The sequence below is a fragment of the Psychrobacter immobilis genome, from assembly GCF_904846065.1.
Classification (GTDB): domain Bacteria; phylum Pseudomonadota; class Gammaproteobacteria; order Pseudomonadales; family Moraxellaceae; genus Psychrobacter; species Psychrobacter immobilis_H.
Genome location: NZ_CAJGZV010000001.1, coordinates 403,805 through 421,551 on the forward strand (window position 1 = coordinate 403,805; position 17,747 = coordinate 421,551).

Genomic DNA, 17,747 nt, shown 5'->3' on the forward strand with positions numbered 1-17,747 from the left:
GACCATCATGTTGATAGTCGGTTACCTATAGCGCAATTAGTCCTACATTTGAATGCAATTAAATCGCGTCGCTATGAGCTTGAATAGCGGTAAGGGCGATGGTGTAGATAATATCATCGACCAAGGCTCCACGAGACAAGTCGTTTACTGGCTTATTCAAACCTTGCAGCATTGGGCCAACACTCACTACATTGGCGCTACGTTGTACGGCTTTATAAGTGGTATTGCCCGTATTGAGGTCTGGGAAAATAAAGACATTGGCTTGCCCAGCAACCGGTGAATCAGGCGCTTTTTGCTTGCCGACGCTCATGACAGAAGCGGCGTCATACTGTAGCGGTCCATCGACTTTTAGGTGTGGCGCACGCTCGCGGACGATTTGGGTTGCACGGGTGACTTTTTCGACGTCCGCGCCAGTTCCTGATGAGCCTGTAGAATAGCTAATCATCGCAACTTTTGGATCAATACCGAAGGCGGCAGCAGACTGTGCTGATTGAATGGCAATCTCAGCCAGTTCTTCGGCATTTGGATCAGGATTAATGGCACAGTCACCGTAGACAACCACTTGCTCAGGTAGCAGCATAAAAAATACTGATGATACGAGCGAGTATTGCGGTGCGGTCTTAATCAACTGAAACGCTGGACGGACAGTATTGGCAGTGGTATGAATCGCGCCAGAAACGAGGCCGTCGACTTCATCCATCTGTAGCATGGTCGTGCCTAGATATACGGTGTCTTTTAAGTATTCAGCCGCGACTTCTGCGCTGGTTTTACCTTTACGGCGTTCGACCACTGCAGCGATATACTTATCCATATCAAGCGTGTCGGGGTCAATTATTTCAAGACCTTCAGGTAAAACTAAGTCGAGATTTTTAGCCACTTGCTCGACATCGCTACGCTTAGCGAGTAGTACACAGTTGGCGATGCCGCGGCTTTGACAGATACAAGCGGCTTCAACCGTACGCGGCTCAGAACCCTCTGGTAGCACGATGCGTTTTTTGGCGTCTTGTGCTTTTTTAACCACTTGATGACGGAATGCAGATGGTGAGAGGCGCGGCTCATGATTTTGACTAAAATAGTCTTTAATCCAGCTAAGATCTAAATGGGCGGCGACATAACGAGCCACTTCTTCAGCACGTTCAGTATCATCACTTGGAATCTCTGCGCTCATGTGCATGAGGCTTTGTACGGTCTCATAGCTGTCGCTTTCGACACTCATGACAGGGATGCCTGTTTTGAGGGCAGATTGCCATAGCTCAGCGACGGTTGCACTCGGCTCGACGCCGCCAGTTAATACCAATCCTGCCAGCGGGATACCATTGATACAAGCCAAACCTGCTGCTAATAGTAAATCATCTCGATCGCCCGGTACGACGATAAGGGTGCCACGTTTAAACACCTCATCGACGCGTGCGACCGAGCGTGCGGTTAGGCTAATGCGGTTAATACGGCGTGACTTAGCTTCACCGACATTGAGCCATTTGGCATCAAGCTCAGTGGCGATATCCCACGTACGAGGCACGGACAGTGAATCACTGAATGGCACTACCCCGATTAAACGGAACGCATCAGTATTAAAATGCGGTGATAGGCGCTGGACTTCTTGCATAAAGCCTTCATCTAAACTCACAACCGCTTCACCAGGGGCAACGATTTGATTTTCTACGGTGCTTTGCGCATTTGGCAAGTCATGTACACGCATCAAAATCGCGCCGAGTGTGCGCTCATGGGCGATGCCGCCAAACTCACGAGCGTGAACGTCAAGCTTATCAGCCAGATAGGCTGGTTTACTGGTATCAGCAGTGCTAACAAAAATGATTCTAGCATCTAATGCATGGGCAATCGCACGGTTGATTTGTGAGGCATAAGAGGTCTCTGTGGTCGGTACTAAGCCCTCACAGATCACCACATCGTAATCATCGCCCAGAGTATGATAATTGACGACCACTTCTTCCATCAAGTCATCAAGATTACCATCACCAATCATACGCTCGACACGCTGCCGACTGATAGATTTAGGTGGCGTCAGACCAAAAGCATGCATTGCTAACGCGCTTGAGCTGTCTAAACTGTTTTGCTTATCAAGTGTATCATCTTGCAAAAATGGCTTCATAAAGCCCGCTTTGATACCGTTGTAATCAAGAGCGCGGATCAATCCAAGCGCTGCTGACGTTACGCCGATACCACGGCTGATGGGAACTAGTAAAATGGTTTGCATAAAGTATCCTACGGTTTATTATATTTTTAAAGCTCACTTCATCCTTGCTGGAATGAGTAAAACGTCGCGCTTCTCATCATAGGCTATGTATAAGAAGCGCTGGGCAAAAAAATAACTTAACACGTCTAATGAATAAAAGCTTATAAGACGACTAGAAGCTTATGAGAAAATTACAAGTAACTTATAATATAAGCAACTTATAAAAAGTGTCGAGCTTAGAGTAAGCCCAATGCTTCACGTGTTTCTTGAGCAATACGGCACTCTTCATCAGTTGGCACAACCCATAGCTCGATACTGCTATTGTCTGCGTGGAAGCTGCCTTCGCTACCACCAAACAAGCTCGCATTTTTGTCAGCGTCTACTTTTATGCCGAAATGACGCATCACTTCTAGGATACTGGTTCGGGTGGTGACTGAGTTTTCGCCGATACCACCTGTAAAGACAATGCCTGTGAATTCTGGTAACGCGCAGCTTAAGCTGGCAAGATATTTACCGACGCGGTAACAGAACATCTCGATAGCGAGTTTGGCATCTGCATGACCTTCGTTCGCCGCTTGTTCGACGGTACGTAAATCATTAGACAATCCTGAGACACCCAATAGACCACTTTCATTATTGAGCATGGCATCAATCTCTTCCAAGCTCATACCGAGCTGGCGCTTTAGGTGTATGTGTAGACTTGGGTCAACATCACCACTACGCGTACCCATCATGAGCCCTTCAAGCGGGGTCAGACCCATACTGGTATCAAAACTTTTGCCGTCATAAACGGCAGTTGCCGAGCAGCCATTACCCAGATGCGCTGTAAGCCAGCCATGTGGGCCTTTAGACTCAGTAATTTCACTGGCACGCTCTGAGACATAGGCATGAGACGTACCATGAAAGCCATAACGGCGGATTTTGTGTTCTTCGTATAGGGCTTTTGGTAGTGGGTAGCGAAAAGCAACAGGAGGCATGGTTTGGTGAAAGGCCGTATCAAAGACGACGACTTGAGGAATATCAGGATAAATCGCCTGTACCGCTTCGATACCTAAAGCATGGGCAGGGTTATGTAGGGGTGCGAGTATTTTTAAGCGTTTTACTTCGTCCAGCACATGCTCATCGACACGGACTGCTGCAGAGTACTCACGGCCACCATGAACCACGCGATGACCAACGGCGATGAAATGATACTGTTCTAATAGCTCAAGGATTTTTTGTAGTGCTAACTGATGACGACCACCTGAGATAGAGATTTCCAGCTTATCTCCATTTAACGTCGTGTGTTTGATACGAGCAGTATCGAGCCCTAAGTTTTCGGCCAAACCAGTGATACGAATAGAATTGTCTTCGCTAATCAGCGCGTATTTGATAGAAGAGGAACCACAGTTGAGGACTAAGGTGGGATTGATTAGATTCGATGTTTCGGTATTTTTGTCATCAAAAGTGGTGGTTAGGCTGGCGCTCATACTCTGTCCTTAGATTGTATTTTGTAAAGGGTGACTCATCACAGACGAGTACCGGTTGAATAAACAAAAACCAGCCGCATCCATGCCGACATAGGTCAAGCAAGTACATTGCTGATTCTGGTCACTCTTGGGCTGGCACTATTGATCAGTGCTTGTTAAGTCGCATGCTAGCGCCTCAACACAGTCGCAAGGTCTACACATAATGTACCATAGTTTTAGGGCTATACCACGATAACTATAAGGGTTAAATCGATAGAATGTGGTATAGACAATACAACTGTACACCGAGTGTCGCTAGGGTTTGTCGGCTGCTACAGCCAAATATAATAGCTCATAATAAATTGTAAGAAAATTTGTCTAAGTAAATATAATAGACTGTTTTACCATTATAGCGATACATTAAGACCGCTAGTATCAACGCTCGCTTAGTAAATGGCAGTCGCACGGTCTAGTAAAACTTAGAAAAACCAAACTCGTCCAAATTTATTGATTAGGGATATTCAGTATGCACACAGCATTATGTAATAATGCTATTATCCAAAGCAGTCATATTGTCATTTTTTAGCGATGGCGATAGCTTTTATTTAGCTGTCTATAGGGTTGGATCTATCGCCTTTATGACTCGTGCTTTTTATCATTCTCATGCCATTGCAAAGTCACAGGTTCTCTATTCTATGTTTACTATTAACCGCTTTTCGAAAACTGAGCACACTAATGTCGCTGATCTTGGTCGCCGTGTTATCTCCACTTTTATTATTAGTGGGGTGGTTATAATGGGTTTGACGGGTTGCGGTCAAAAAGGCAATCTATACCTCGCCGACGCTAGTAGCCAGACGGTTCAAGGAGCTACGGATAGCGCTAACATACAGGGTAGTACCTATTCGACACAAGATGATGGTCATCAAGAAATGGATGATTTTAAGCTACCGGAACCCAGTGAAGACCCGAATGATTATTGATTTTTATTAAAAACTCAATGCCGTCAACGAGATTTCGGTGTGCACCCTAAGATTTTTTTAACTTTGTAACCTGATGAAATTAGAGATGTTTATATGAGTCATTCTGAGCAACAAACTGGCGAATCTGTCACGATCCAAACTGAGCAAGGCTTGTATGTTAATCCTCAAGCTTTAACCGCCCATTTACCCGCGCTAGATTATCGCGATGGTGCATTGTATATGGAGCAGGTGAGCATTGATGATGTGGTTAAACACTATGGTACGCCCTGTTATGTCTACTCAAAACAAGCCATTTTGGATGTCTATCAAGCTTATAGCGATAGCTTTGCCAGTTTAACGCACCAGATTTGTTATGCTGTAAAAGCTAATTCTAACCTTGCAGTACTTGGTATATTGGCGCAAGCAGGCGCAGGGTTTGATATCGTTTCACGCGGCGAGCTAATGCGGGTATTGGCGGCAGGTGGTGACGCTTCACGTGTGGTGTTCTCAGGCGTGGGCAAGACTTATAGCGATATCGAGTATGCCCTGACCCAAGGTATTGGTTGTTTTAACGTAGAGTCAATCAGCGAGCTGACTTTGATTAATGATGTGGCACAGAAATTGGATAAGCCTGCGCCAATTTCACTACGGGTTAATCCGAATGTCGACGCCAAGACGCATCCGTATATCTCAACAGGGTTAAAAGACAATAAATTTGGTATCACCCACGAAGACGCAGTTGCCGTCTATGAGCAAGCGGCGCAATTATCTCATATCGATATCGTCGGTATTGACTGTCATATTGGCTCGCAGTTGACTGAAGTTGCGCCATTTGTCGCGGCTTTGGATAAAGTGATTGAGCTGATATATAACTTACATGATAAAGGTATTGAGCTGCGTCATATCGATTTGGGCGGTGGTTTGGGTGTGCGTTATATCGATGAGACACCAGTATCTATCGACGAGTTTGCTCAAGCGTTATTACCGAAACTTAGCGAGCTTGGCTTAACGGTATTCTTTGAGCCGGGTCGCAGTATTGTGGCAAATGCTGGGGTATTATTGACTAAGGTTGATGTGCTAAAACCAACGGAACATAAGAACTTTGCCATTGTTGACGCAGCAATGAATGACTTGATTCGTCCGGCGTTATATCAAGCTGAAATGGCAGTCATTCCAAGTGCTTTGCCTGAGAATGGCATCGGCACTGATGGCACGCAGCCATGGGATATCGTTGGCGCTATTTGCGAAACGGGTGATTTTTTAGCGAAAGACCGTTTATTGTCGCTCGCGGCAGGCGACGTTTTAGCAATCACAGGCGCTGGTGCGTATGGCTTTACCATGAGTAGTAATTATAATTCACGCCCGCGTGCTAGTGAGGTAATGGTAGCCGATGATAGCCATCAACTGATTCGCAAACGCGAAACCATTGAAGCGTTATATGCAGACGAAGTATTGTGGCAAGGTAAATAAATCGGTGACCAACAGATTTAGCCATTTTTAGCCCATTTAGGCGTTTTCGTTCAGATTGATGACATGCCCTAGATAAAAAGCCCGTTGTCTTTGATGATGGGCTTTTTTATGGCGTGCTCTAATGAGAGATGTCAGTTTGGCTTTACAAGGTGGATTTAGCATCGTGTTAACTTAGTATTTGATAGCGGTGATAGTTATGATTGTATCTGGCAGCGTGCTAATATAAGACATACATAAAAATAGGATAGGATAACAAGGATATGCTAATAGAATTTACGAAGATGCATGGTCTGGGCAATGATTTTATGGTCATCGATTTGGTGACTCAGCGCTTAGATTTGACCAAGGATTTGGTACAGTTACTGGGTGACCGTCATTTGGGTATTGGCTTTGATCAGCTGCTCGTCGTTGAGCCACCGATGCGTCCTGACGTTGATTTTAGTTATCGCATTTTTAATGCTGATGGGTCAGAAGTTGAGCAGTGCGGTAATGGTGCGCGCTGTTTTGCCCGTTTTGTGCAAGCGCGTAAACTGTCATTTAAACAGCGTTTGCGTGTTGAGACGGCAAGCGGCATCATTTCATTGACCACTGATCGTTATGGCTGGGTCGAAGTCGATATGGGTAAGCCCAAGTTTGAACCAAGCGAGATTCCTTTTACCCCCAGAGCCACGACCAAAATTCAAAACGCCTATCATCTCGATGTAAATGGCACTCCTGTACAGCTTTATGTTGCCAATATGGGCAACCCGCATGCCGTTATCAAAGTTGATAACGTGCTCGATGCCGACGTTGAAACCTTAGGCAAAGCCATCGAATCGCATCCCGCCTTTCCTGACCGTGTCAATGTCGGCTTTATGCAAGTGATGAACCAGCGTCACATTCGTCTGCGTGTGTATGAGCGCGGTGTCGGCGAGACGCAAGCCTGTGGTACTGGCGCTTGTGCCGCAGTAGCGGTTGGTATCCGCGAAGGCTGGCTCGATGAAGGCGAAGACGTGCGTGCGCAGCTTTATGGTGGCAGTATGATCATCAAATGGCAGCCGGGTTATTCAGTGATGATGACCGGTCCGACCGCCTTTGTTTACGAAGGCGTATTTAGCCCAGATGGTCTGATGGCACAAGCGGGCATCAAGCCCAATCCAGAAGGCTAATGGATAATAGGGCTATGTCTAATAAAAACAATCATACGATGGAGCCTACCTCAGATTCTGAGGCAAAAGCATGGCTATCAGTCGAGCACGCCGCGGCTATAGAGTCGGATGCTGCATTACGTGATTTGTTAGCGCCCGTGCATCGTTGGCTTAATGTCTTGTCGGTGCGCAATCATTCGCCGCATACGTTGACCGCTTATTTTGCAGGACTGAACCAATTGGCGCTATTTTTACGTGGGAAACGCCTGACGTGGACGCGCTGCGATAAGCGCCAATTAGCCCAGCATATTAGTCAACGCTTGGATGAAGATAAACTGGCACTTGCTAGCGTCCAGCAAGAGCTGTCAGCCATTCGCCATTTTTATGGCTGGTTGATAGAAGAGAACTTGGCACGTATCAATCCAACGACTGGCTATCAGCTCAAACGTAGTCCTCGACCGCTGCCGTCTATCGCTGATGTTGATTTGCTCACTCAGCTGCTTGACCAAGAGATGCCTGACACACCGGAACAAGCGCGCCTATGGCTACGTGATAAAGCGATGTTTGAATTGCTTTATAGCAGCGGTCTGCGCGTAGGTGAGTTGGTCGCGTTGGATGTGGTAGATGTAGATTTGGCTGATTTGCGCGTGCGAGTGACAGGTAAGGGCAATAAAACGCGTTTGGTGCCGTTAGGTATCAAGGCAGCAGAAGCGATTAGTCGTTATCTACCGCATCGTAATCTGTGGGTGGAGCAAATGGACAGCGCATTATTTATTAGTGAAAAATTGGGTACGCGTTTATCGACACGGGCAGTGCAGCAGCGTCTCAAAGTTGCGGCTACCCGTGCTGGCATCGCACAAAATATGTATCCGCATCTATTGCGTCATTGTTTTGCCTCGCACATGCTGTCGGGCAGTGGTGATTTGCGCGCGGTGCAAGAAATGCTTGGGCATAGCGATATCAGTACCACGCAAATTTATACCCATGTCGATTTTGCTAAACTCACGCAAGTCTATGATCGCGCTCATCCGCGCGCGACTCATACACGGACCGAAGAAAACAACACCTAATATTCGATATTCAATACTTACTATTCAGTACTCAGCATTGAAACTGACTTACGCCAAACGATGACAATCAAAAATAGGCATTTTTTGGCGGCCTTGCTGTTGAGTCTGTTTATCTAAGGTTGCCAAGATCAAAGCATAATTTTTATTATCTTTATTAATAGCGTTGTTTAATTCACTATCCTCATAGCTGTTAATAATCGTGCCATCAAAAGCTGTGATAGTGGTATGCCCCCACGTTTGACGGATATCACCGTTTTTATAAACATGGTCGCCGCCTTGTGCTGCGCCAATGACCATGCACTGACTGTCTAACGCCCGTGCGCGAAGTAACAGCGACCAGTGTGCTTGCCCCGTTAAATAAGTAAATGCCGATGGCGCACTTAATAGGTCTGCGCCTGCTTGACGTAAGCGCTGTGCCAATGCGGGAAAACGCAAATCAAAACAAACCATCATACCCAGTTGATAAGCAGCATGATTACTTTCTATTGTTGCAACTACAGTCTGTGTGCCGGGCTCAAACGTCGCCGCTTCATTATAGCTGCCATGTTTATCTGCTACCGTCGCCGTGAATAGGTGAATTTTGTCATAGCGTGCCACTCGCGTGCCGTCAGGGGCAAATAGCTGACTGACTTGGCGCAGTCTGCCATCAGGCACGATGACGCCATCAGGGCGATAAGGGCAGGGCAGTGAGCCTGCCAGCACATAGACACCGTAAGTACTGGCATAGTTTGCTATCGTCGCTGATAGCGCATCAAAGCGCTCTGCGGTGGCAAATTGCTCGCCCATGCTACAGCAGTTTTCAGGTAAGACAACAAGGTGAGCACCTTGATGACTGGCATCGCTGATGGCAGCTTTTATAGCCGCTACGTTTTTTTCGATGTCTTGCTGGCTATTCATTTGAATCGCAGCAGTGACAAGGTGCGGTTTATTTGCTTGGTCATTCATCGTATTATTCTCGGTTAATGTTAAGAGTGATTCAATTGGCTCGAAGGTTTTGTGTCATGTACCTTGTATTTTTTATATAGCCTTATTATTATCAACAAGATTTGGTTGTTTATTATTTAGCAGTTCATGCTAAAACGGTTAAATTTATAGGATTTTATAAGTAGAGAGCAATAAGCGTATTGGGCCGTCTATAAATTATCATAGCAAAATTGCCACGAAAAATGCTATCGTCATGTCCTGATAACGTTAAATCGCTACTTTAAGTGGCAACATATATAGACTATCACCAGTATCGGAGTGTAATAAGCCACCCATGAGTATGTCTTTCGGATTGGCGACCACGCTGAGCACCTCACAAAAACTGACCCCGCAAATGCAGCAAGCCATTAAATTGCTGCAACTCTCTAGTCTTGAGCTTGCGCAAGAAGTTCAGGCCAAGCTGGATAGTAATCCATTGCTTGAACGTATTGAGGATGATGAAGATGAATACGATTATGGCAGCGGCGATAGAGTAGATGAGTCATTGACACTTGATAGCTGGAACCAGAGTGCTGATATTGACTCATTTAGCGCAACCTCTGAGGGTAATACCCATACCTCTGAACCAGATGAAGACTTTAGTGACAGCTTGGACAAATTACAGCAGGCCAGTATCGATGATGGTGCCATAGACAATCATACGATGGATAGTGACGACTATAGTAGCTTTGAAAATAGTGTTGATAGCAGTAATTATGCATCTACGGCAAGCAGTTCGGGGAGCAAAAGTGACGAGGATTTTGATAGTTATCAAGGCGGCACTTCTGCCACCATACAAGACCATGTGCGCTGGCAGCTGAACTTTAAGCATCTCTCAGAAGCGGACATGTTGATTGCAACCTATCTGATGGATTCTATGGATGACATGGGTTTTGTGCGGCTTGATATCGATGAGCTGTTGCAAAGCTTCGATACGATGGCAAGTTTTTATCAATGGGACGAATCGGTTGAGCACGATGAAGTCATGGCTGTTTTACGTGTTATTCAGTCTTGCGATCCGCTGGGTGTCGGGGCGCGAAATCTCAGTGAGTGCCTAGCGATTCAGTTGTCCAAGCTTGATGCAAATACTGACCATCTAAAAGAAGCGCAAGCATTATTGTCAGCCAGTGAGCATTTGGTGAGCAATAACATCAAAGCATTGACTGAGCGGACTGGACTCGCGCCTGCACAGATTACCCCCGCGCTTAACTTACTGCGTACCTTGAATCCATCACCTGGCCTGCTGTTTCAAAGCAGCCAACCAGACTATACTCAGTCGCCAGCCAGCTATGATATTCCTGATGTTTTGGTCACGCCTATACGTCACCATCAGAGTCAGACGAGTTCAGATACATCGACGCAAGAGGACGGCTGGAATGTGCGCCTCAATCCTGACACCATGCCAAAGCTAAGAGTCAATCAAGAATATGCCAATTTGGTGAAGCGCGGTGATGACAGCCCCGACAATCAATATCTGCGTGAAAACCTCACCGATGCCCGCTTGTTTATTCGTAGTATTGAAGAGCGTAATCAAAACTTATTAAAAGTGGCAACCAGTATCGTGCGTTATCAGCAAGAGTTCTTGCAGCATGGCGCGACAGCCATGCAACCCCTTATTCTAAAAGCCATTGCGGAAGAAGTGGATTTGCACGAATCGACCGTTTCACGTTTAACCACCAGTAAAACAATTTTGACGCCGCAGGGATTATTTTCACTCAAGCATTTCTTTTCATCTCATGTTAGCAGTACCGACGGCGATATTTCATCGACTGCCATTAGCGCCATGATTAAGCAACTGATAGCCGATGAAGATGCCAAAAAGCCATTATCTGACAGTCGCATAAAAGATTGTTTATTATCGGAAGGTATCGATATCGCCAGAAGAACCGTGGCCAAATATCGTGAAGCAATGAATATTGGCTCGTCTACTCAGCGTAAACAGAAATATTAAATGTCACAATTCAATGAGTTAAGAGAGAAATCGTGCTATCGCTAATATATTTCTTGATAAATATAAAAAATAAAATTTTTTGATTATATAGAAACATTCAGGAAACAACCGTTTTTATTACATTTAATTACACTTTGCTGTCTTGCTACTATTTGATATTCATGACAAATTAGAGTCATACCAACAACGAAATCTAAGTGTCGATTTAGCGTATTTACTTATCTCATTAATCAAAATGACAACGAAAGGACACGTTCGATTTTTGCTAAAAGCATCGATTACTAAAGGCGCTGATCAATAAAGACACCCCATTCATTGTTGGTAAGGCAGGGTGAAAAAGCAGGAATGCTGGCTCATCTGTTGATTGTAAGCAACAACGTAGGCAACAATGTAAGTCATAATAAAAGGACAATAATATGAATGTTTCTATCAGTGGTCACCATATCAGTGTTACCGACGCTATGAACACAGCTGTTCAAGAAAAACTTGATAAAATTGGTCGTCATTTTGATCAAATACAAAGTATTCAAGTCATTTTATCATTAGATAACAGCGGTGCTATAAAGAGCCATAAGGCTGAAGCGATTATGCGAGTATCGGGTAAAGAGATGTTTGTCCAAGCGCTTGACGATGATATGTATAAAGCCATTAACGAGATGGCAGACAAACTTGATAGACAAGTACGCAAGTACAAAACTAAGTTGGAGAGCAAAAAGACTCAGGGTGCTGGGCGTGATGGACGCTATGAAGAGCTGATGACAGATGATGCCGCTCCAGCAGTCTAATGTTATAGAGTTTAGGATATTTAAAGGTTAATGATTACTGGCTGATGAAATAATAAATAGTATAAATAGCCGCATTTTTAGATATCTCTAAATGACATTGCCTAAAACGGAAAAAGACCTCGAACGTTTGCTACGTTGAGGTCTTTTTTATGAGCAATTATTTTTTAAAAACTCACCTTTAAATACATTTCTTTAAGCACATTCATTTTCAAATCAATAGATCATCATTTTAGCTAATTAGCCACCACCGACTGCTTGTACCACTTCGATATTCATACCTTCAGCGATACTTAATTGAGCAAGCTCACTCTTTGGAATCAGTTCACCATCGACTTCTACTGCATAACGACCTTGGCTAAGACCAAGCTCATTGATGACCAGTTGCACAGTCTGATGGGTAGTCTGTAGTTTCTTACCATTAACGATAATGGTACTCATAAAATATACTCCTTAATGATTTTTTATCCTTTTATGCGTACTAAGGCGTGTCCTCATTTTTATCTCCATTTTCAAAACGAGGATACGCTATAGAGTGCAACTTACTTATTGTTTGATCGATTGGTTATTTTGCGACCAATTTGTTCATCTTAAATGATGACAATGCTAGCCATAGCCAACCTGCAATCATTAGTACACCACCGATAGGCGTGATCGCGCCAAACCAAAGTGGTGCGCCAAGTGTCATCGCATATAAGCTACCAGCAAATATGATAATGCCAATTTGTAATAGCCATGCAGTGATTTGAGTAGCATATTTCATGCGAATAAACAGACCAACCAGTAATAAACCCAGCGCATGTATAAACAAATAAAGTGTTGCAGTGTGCCACCATTCGAGTTGTTGAGCACTGGCGATATTTTTTAGGCCATGCGCCCCAAACGCCCCTAAAGCGACGGCGATGGCCATATTGATCGCTGCAATTCCTATCCAATTTAACATGACAAACTCGTATTATTGAAAACTATAGCTGTTGAAAGTCAATTATTCCTGACAGGTAACAACTATTTACAGGTAGTAATTATTGACAAGTAATAACTACTGAATATCGTCTGGCAAAATAACGCTATCAATAGTCATTGCCTCGCGGATTTTGTCCATGGCATTTTTTTCGATTTGGCGTACGCGTTCTGCTGAGATAGAGTAGACGGCTGCCAATTCGTGTAAGGTTGATTTTTGCTCAGAGAGCCAGCGTTGCTCCACGATATCGCGTGAGCGCTCATCAAGGGTATCCATTGCCGCAATCAATGCAGATGAGTTGCTTTCTTCCCAATCTGCTTCTTCTAACTGCTCGGCAGGATCGATACCATCTTCTAAAAATAGCTGCGGTGCATAACGTCCATCGTCGTCATCGCTAGATTGCGCCTCAAACGAGGCGTCATAAGAGGTAAGCCGCGATTCCATTTCTAACACCTGCTTGCGTGTGACATTTAAGTCCTTGGCAATGGCATCAGCCTCTTCTAGAGTTAGCTGGTTGTTGGTTTTTTTGAGACTACGCAAGTTAAAGAATAATTTACGGTGCGCTTTGGTGGTCGCGACTTTGACAATGCGCCAGTTACGAATCACAAATTCATGGATTTCTGCTTTAATCCAATGCACTGCAAATGACACCAAACGCACGCCCTTATTCGGGTCAAAGCGTTTTACAGCCTTCATTAGTCCCAGATTGCCCTCTTGGATTAAGTCTGCTTGCGGCAAACCATAACCCGAGTAGCTGCGGGCAATATGAATCACAAAACGCAGGTGCGACATCACGAGCAGACGCGCCGCTTCTACATCGCCTTCATCATAATAGCGATGTGCCAGCTCTTGCTCTTGGATTGGTGTCAAAATTGGGATTTGGTGCACCGTGTTGATATAAGCGCCCAAATTGACCCCAGGCGCTGACAAATGAGTCGGCATCGCTGGCACTAAGTCACGGGTGCTAGTGTCGCCTAAGGCGCTAGCATCATAAGGTGGACGTTGGGCGGCAGCTTTTAATGCGGCATCACGTGCTTCGTTTTTTATAGGAGCTGCCTCATCTTTTTTATTCGTTTTTGCCGTATCAGTAGAATTATTAGCCATATTCTTGACCTTGATTAAATAGTGACGCAAATAGTCAGATAAAAATCTTTATAGTTGTAATTGTAAAGGATAGCGACACTTAGTTGCTATCAGTTTTAGTAATGATGAAGTGATATATTGTATCGAAACGCTGTGCTGATAAGCTATCCGCTGATGGCTGATCCGTCATGCTACTAACGATTAATCGCAGTTGACTTGCGGCATTTGTTTGCTGGTTTTGTTGACAAAAAGCGGTGATATCAGCCTGTGAGTTGGCATCAGTTGCGACCACGTATAATGAACCGCCAGCTGTGACGTCACGTAGTGCCACTTTGGTTTTTAACAGCGGCATTGGACAAGCAAGTCCGCGACCATCAACGAAACGTTGAACATGAACAGGCTGCGTTTCATTCGCCTCATGATCTGTAGTGACAGTATGCGCTGGTAACAAGTCTAACAGGTTGCTGATGTCTTGCTGCTCAGTATCAGACAAATCTGCTGATAAGTTTATAGAATAAGGAAAATATACGGTGGTTGACTGACGATCAGCAGACATAAAATAAACCTTATAAATATTTTGATTTGTACTAGATTGTATTGAACATTCGCAAACACGCAATGACAGTGCCTGTAATTCATAAAAGACACTCGGCAGTGGCCAGACCCTATAATCATGAAATGCCATTATACCAAATAGCCGATATGTAGTTGAAGTTGAATATAATCAACGTCACATTCAGTTCATTAGAATCACCTATAGTTTGTTCAAGATAATTTAGATACAAGGAAAACGAGCAAAAGTACTAAAAATAGTAGACTGAGCGCGCCTGACACCATATCTATTTTATAGGGGATTGACTAAAGCCATGTTGCACAATAGTGACGGACAGCTGAGTTATTGGTAGTCGAATGCAGACTAGAATTGACCTTATATCAGCAAGCTCGTATAGTCGAAAAACGTTTAGTCAAAAAATCATTCGAAAAGACCTTACTTCAAAAACACCTTATTTCAAAAACACCTTACTTCAAAAACAGTATCATTACTCACTTGCATAGGATACGTACTTGAACCATTTTAATAGACAATCGATACTTGGTAATGCGCCCATGACTCAGGGAAAAAAATGTAAAAGTGCCGCGTGTTCGATGGCATTATCGAGCGCTATTAAATTGGCGTTGTCGGCGATACTAATGACGATGACCACTGCTGCCATGAGCGAGAATAGTCTTAATAATGCTAATACGAGCAGCAAAGCGATGGCATCCAATTATAATTCATGGCAAACCACCGGCTCAGAAGAGCTAAATCTGCCCAATTTGCGCGGACAAGGCTTGAGCTTCGCTGAGCAATATCAAAATAAATTGCTCGGCGAATGGTCGTTACGGAACGTCAATGGTCGTATCAAAATGGAGCATGATCCTTGGATTCAAGAAACGGTCAAAGACATGACTTGGCGTCTCAATGCGCAAGCAAGGCAGCAAGCGCCGATGGGTTTGGTTATCATTGATAACCCAAGTATCAATGCCTTTGCAGCACCAGGCGGTGTCATTGGACTCAATACAGGGACGATTCTGGCCGCTAGCAGTATGGATGAGCTTGCCAGTGTGGTGGCGCATGAAGTTGCTCACATCAGTCAGCGCCATTATGAAAGTGGTGCTGATGAGCGCAAAAAGGCCTTGCTGATGCAGATAGGCGGTATGCTGGCTGCGATTGCAGCATCGGCGGTCGATGGTGATGCAGCGGCGGCAGTGATGATGGGTAGCCAAACGGCAACGATGAACAGCACGATGGCATTTAGTCGAAATAATGAGCGCGAGGCCGATCGGGTGGGCATGCAAATCATGACCCAAGCAGGCTACGACCCAAGGGCGATGCCGCGATTCTTTGCCACGATGAACCAACGTAGCCAGCTCAACCAAGTTGAAAATCGATTTTTACCAAGCTTCGTACGCTCGCATCCACTGAGTAACGAGCGCTTAAGTGAAGCACAAAGTCGTGCCCAGCATTATCCCTCACTGTCACTAAATCAGCAGCAGCGCCATCAGGCGTTGTTTGATCTGCTCTATTGGCGTGTCCAAAGTACGGGTAAACACGCCTCAGAGACAGTGCTAATGACGGCTGCTAAAAATAGCATAGGTGCCAAATTGGCTTTGATGAACTGGTATGGCGAACAGCAACGCTTTACAGAGGCAAGCGATTTACTGGCTGAAATCAATCGACTGCCGCCTACGCAGCGCCAAAATTTAGAGCCTTTACTATCGATTACTCATAGCCAAATTCTAACGGAGCAGAATAAATGGTCACAAGCGGCGGACGTATTAGCCAGCCAGCAGCGTGTTTATCCTGAGCGTCGTGATCTGCGTCTTTATTTGGCAGAAGCGCTTACCAATAGCAATCAGCCCATCAAAGCCCAAGCGTTGCTTAAACCACTGACCGAGCAGCAGCCAAGCGACCGTTATGCTTGGCAAAGTCTGCAACTGGCCAATGAAAAACTGGCAAAAATGACCGACTCTGCGTCCCTGAAAAATATTGCCACCATTAACGCGCTACGCTATCGCAGTCATGACCAACTATGGAGTAGTCGTTACGAGAGTGCGTTGACGTCACTGACCCAAGCCAAACAACTGGCGGAAAAACTACAAACCACGGCTCAAGCCAGTAGCGCCCGTCCATTGCTTGCCAATATCAATGCAGAAATCAAAGCAGTAAAAACCGCCAAAGACTTTGAGCCTTAGGCGGTTATTTTTACGATGTCGTCATTAGCTTTTGATGACACTAATTACTAGCCTTGCAGCGCATCTTTCACCAGCTTAGAGATGAGCGCAGGGTCTGCGCGTCCTGCGGTTTTGTTCTTTAATACACCCATCACACTGCCCATGTCACGCATAGAGGTTGCGCCTTGTGCAGCGATTTCCGCATTGACCAAGGCCGCAAGTTCAGCATCATCCATTTGTTTTGGCATAAATTCATTGATGATATCAATCTCAAACTGCTCTTTGGTTGCCAGATCATCACGATTGTTTTCGGTAAAAATATTCAACGACTCATGGCGTTGTTTTAGCTGCTTTTGCAGTATATCTAAGACTTGCGCATCATCAAGCTCTATTTGACGGTCAATCTCAATTTGCTTGATAACCGCTTGCACGTTACGCAGTACTTTGACACGCTCAAGCTCACGCGCTTTCATAGACACTTTGACATTGTCTGATAAAGTCTGTTTCAGTTGGCTCATTGTTATTATCCTTATTTGTTAAGAGGTATTTATTCAAATTTTTAAGCAATAATAATAAAAATTGTAGCATAAAAAACGCCACTGATATCAATGGATAACAGTGGCGTTAATGTAGCACTTGTACTTAATTAATCGAATTATCGATTAGTACATACGAGTGGTACGAATAGTTTCGCGTTGTAATTTTTTCTTATAACGCTTTACGGCAGCAGCTTTTTTACGCTTACGTACTTGCGTTGGTTTTTCATAAAACTCACGCTTACGTACGTCTGATAATACGCCAGCTTTTTCGCAAGCACGCTTGAAACGACGGATAGCGATGTCAACTGGTTCGTTTTCTTTAACCTTAACTGCAGGCATGAAGACTCCTCGATTAGGATGAGATATAAGGGCATTAGTCTGGCTGTGTATTAGTATTTAGCCGTAATATCTCAAGATTACAGGCATCAGCTCAAACTAGGATAATCTTGCGCATGAGCACAAGGGCAAGCATTTTAATAAAAAAT

General features: G+C 44.7%; 16 protein-coding genes. 7 read left to right on the top strand and 9 right to left on the bottom strand.

Translation table 11 applies throughout. From position 1 onward, the window contains the following. Positions 1 to 58: 58 nt before the first annotated feature. Both pta and JMW64_RS01760 read right to left on the bottom strand, forming a co-directional pair. A complete protein-coding gene (gene pta / locus JMW64_RS01755; RefSeq protein ID WP_109591161.1) occupies positions 59 to 2,215 on the bottom strand; it encodes a phosphate acetyltransferase in 2,157 nt (718 codons plus the stop codon). Between the two features lie 215 nt (positions 2,216 to 2,430). Further along, positions 2,431 to 3,663 carry an acetate/propionate family kinase gene (locus JMW64_RS01760; protein WP_109591163.1) on the bottom strand — a complete coding sequence of 411 codons (1,233 nt, stop codon included), beginning with the start codon at positions 3,661 to 3,663 and terminating at the stop codon, positions 2,431 to 2,433. A 674-nt stretch (positions 3,664 to 4,337) separates the two neighbouring features. Between JMW64_RS01760 and lptM the strand changes: the two genes are divergently transcribed. The 4 genes from lptM (at position 4,338) to JMW64_RS01780 (ending at position 8,268) form a co-directional block, all read left to right on the top strand. Beyond that, positions 4,338 to 4,622, top strand: a complete 285-nt coding sequence (lptM, locus tag JMW64_RS01765; protein ID WP_201552565.1) for an LPS translocon maturation chaperone LptM — start codon at positions 4,338 to 4,340, stop codon at positions 4,620 to 4,622. Positions 4,623 to 4,715: 93 nt separating this feature from the next. Beyond that, the gene (lysA, locus tag JMW64_RS01770; RefSeq protein WP_201552567.1) at positions 4,716 to 6,071 is read left to right on the top strand and encodes a diaminopimelate decarboxylase; all 1,356 of its coding nucleotides are present in this window, start codon (positions 4,716 to 4,718) and stop codon (positions 6,069 to 6,071) included. A gap of 260 nt (positions 6,072 to 6,331) precedes the next feature. Next, positions 6,332 to 7,219 carry a diaminopimelate epimerase gene (gene dapF / locus JMW64_RS01775; protein WP_045443366.1) on the top strand — a complete coding sequence of 296 codons (888 nt, stop codon included), beginning with the start codon at positions 6,332 to 6,334 and terminating at the stop codon, positions 7,217 to 7,219. A 14-nt stretch (positions 7,220 to 7,233) separates the two neighbouring features. Further along, complete coding sequence (locus JMW64_RS01780) at positions 7,234 to 8,268, top strand: tyrosine recombinase XerC (RefSeq protein ID WP_227694028.1); 1,035 nt, start codon at positions 7,234 to 7,236, stop codon at positions 8,266 to 8,268. 48 nt (positions 8,269 to 8,316) lie between these two features. Here JMW64_RS01780 and JMW64_RS01785 read toward each other — a convergent pair whose 3' ends face one another. Further along, on the bottom strand, positions 8,317 to 9,213 hold the full coding sequence (locus JMW64_RS01785) for a nitrilase-related carbon-nitrogen hydrolase (RefSeq protein WP_201552569.1): 897 nt from the start codon (positions 9,211 to 9,213) through the stop codon (positions 8,317 to 8,319). Positions 9,214 to 9,526: 313 nt separating this feature from the next. Between JMW64_RS01785 and JMW64_RS01790 the strand changes: the two genes are divergently transcribed. Beyond that, positions 9,527 to 11,182, top strand: coding sequence for an RNA polymerase factor sigma-54 (locus tag JMW64_RS01790; protein ID WP_201552571.1), 1,656 nt, complete (start codon positions 9,527 to 9,529; stop codon positions 11,180 to 11,182). Between the two features lie 416 nt (positions 11,183 to 11,598). Further along, the gene (gene hpf / locus JMW64_RS01795; protein ID WP_060490316.1) at positions 11,599 to 11,967 is read left to right on the top strand and encodes a ribosome hibernation-promoting factor, HPF/YfiA family; all 369 of its coding nucleotides are present in this window, start codon (positions 11,599 to 11,601) and stop codon (positions 11,965 to 11,967) included. Between the two features lie 237 nt (positions 11,968 to 12,204). Here the strand turns inward: hpf and thiS are convergent, their stop codons facing one another. The 4 genes from thiS to JMW64_RS01815 form a co-directional block, all read right to left on the bottom strand. Beyond that, positions 12,205 to 12,405, bottom strand: a complete 201-nt coding sequence (gene thiS / locus JMW64_RS01800) for a sulfur carrier protein ThiS (protein ID WP_045443372.1) — start codon at positions 12,403 to 12,405, stop codon at positions 12,205 to 12,207. 124 nt (positions 12,406 to 12,529) lie between these two features. Further along, positions 12,530 to 12,907, bottom strand: coding sequence for a DUF423 domain-containing protein (locus tag JMW64_RS01805; protein ID WP_109591180.1), 378 nt, complete (start codon positions 12,905 to 12,907; stop codon positions 12,530 to 12,532). 96 nt (positions 12,908 to 13,003) lie between these two features. Further along, a complete protein-coding gene (rpoH, locus tag JMW64_RS01810) occupies positions 13,004 to 13,867 on the bottom strand; it encodes an RNA polymerase sigma factor RpoH (protein ID WP_198329691.1) in 864 nt (287 codons plus the stop codon). A 241-nt stretch (positions 13,868 to 14,108) separates the two neighbouring features. Then, complete coding sequence (locus JMW64_RS01815; RefSeq protein WP_109591182.1) at positions 14,109 to 14,564, bottom strand: sulfurtransferase TusA family protein; 456 nt, start codon at positions 14,562 to 14,564, stop codon at positions 14,109 to 14,111. 509 nt (positions 14,565 to 15,073) lie between these two features. Between JMW64_RS01815 and JMW64_RS01820 the strand changes: the two genes are divergently transcribed. Further along, positions 15,074 to 16,744: a M48 family metalloprotease gene (locus JMW64_RS01820; protein WP_227694030.1), complete on the top strand. Its 1,671-nt coding sequence runs from the start codon at positions 15,074 to 15,076 to the stop codon at positions 16,742 to 16,744. 47 nt (positions 16,745 to 16,791) lie between these two features. Here the strand turns inward: JMW64_RS01820 and JMW64_RS01825 are convergent, their stop codons facing one another. Then, positions 16,792 to 17,241, bottom strand: a complete 450-nt coding sequence (locus tag JMW64_RS01825) for a GatB/YqeY domain-containing protein (protein ID WP_201552573.1) — start codon at positions 17,239 to 17,241, stop codon at positions 16,792 to 16,794. Positions 17,242 to 17,385: 144 nt separating this feature from the next. Further along, entirely contained in the window at positions 17,386 to 17,601 is a 216-nt protein-coding gene (rpsU, locus tag JMW64_RS01830) for a 30S ribosomal protein S21 (RefSeq protein WP_010195908.1), read from the bottom strand. Positions 17,602 to 17,747: the final 146 nt, after the last annotated feature.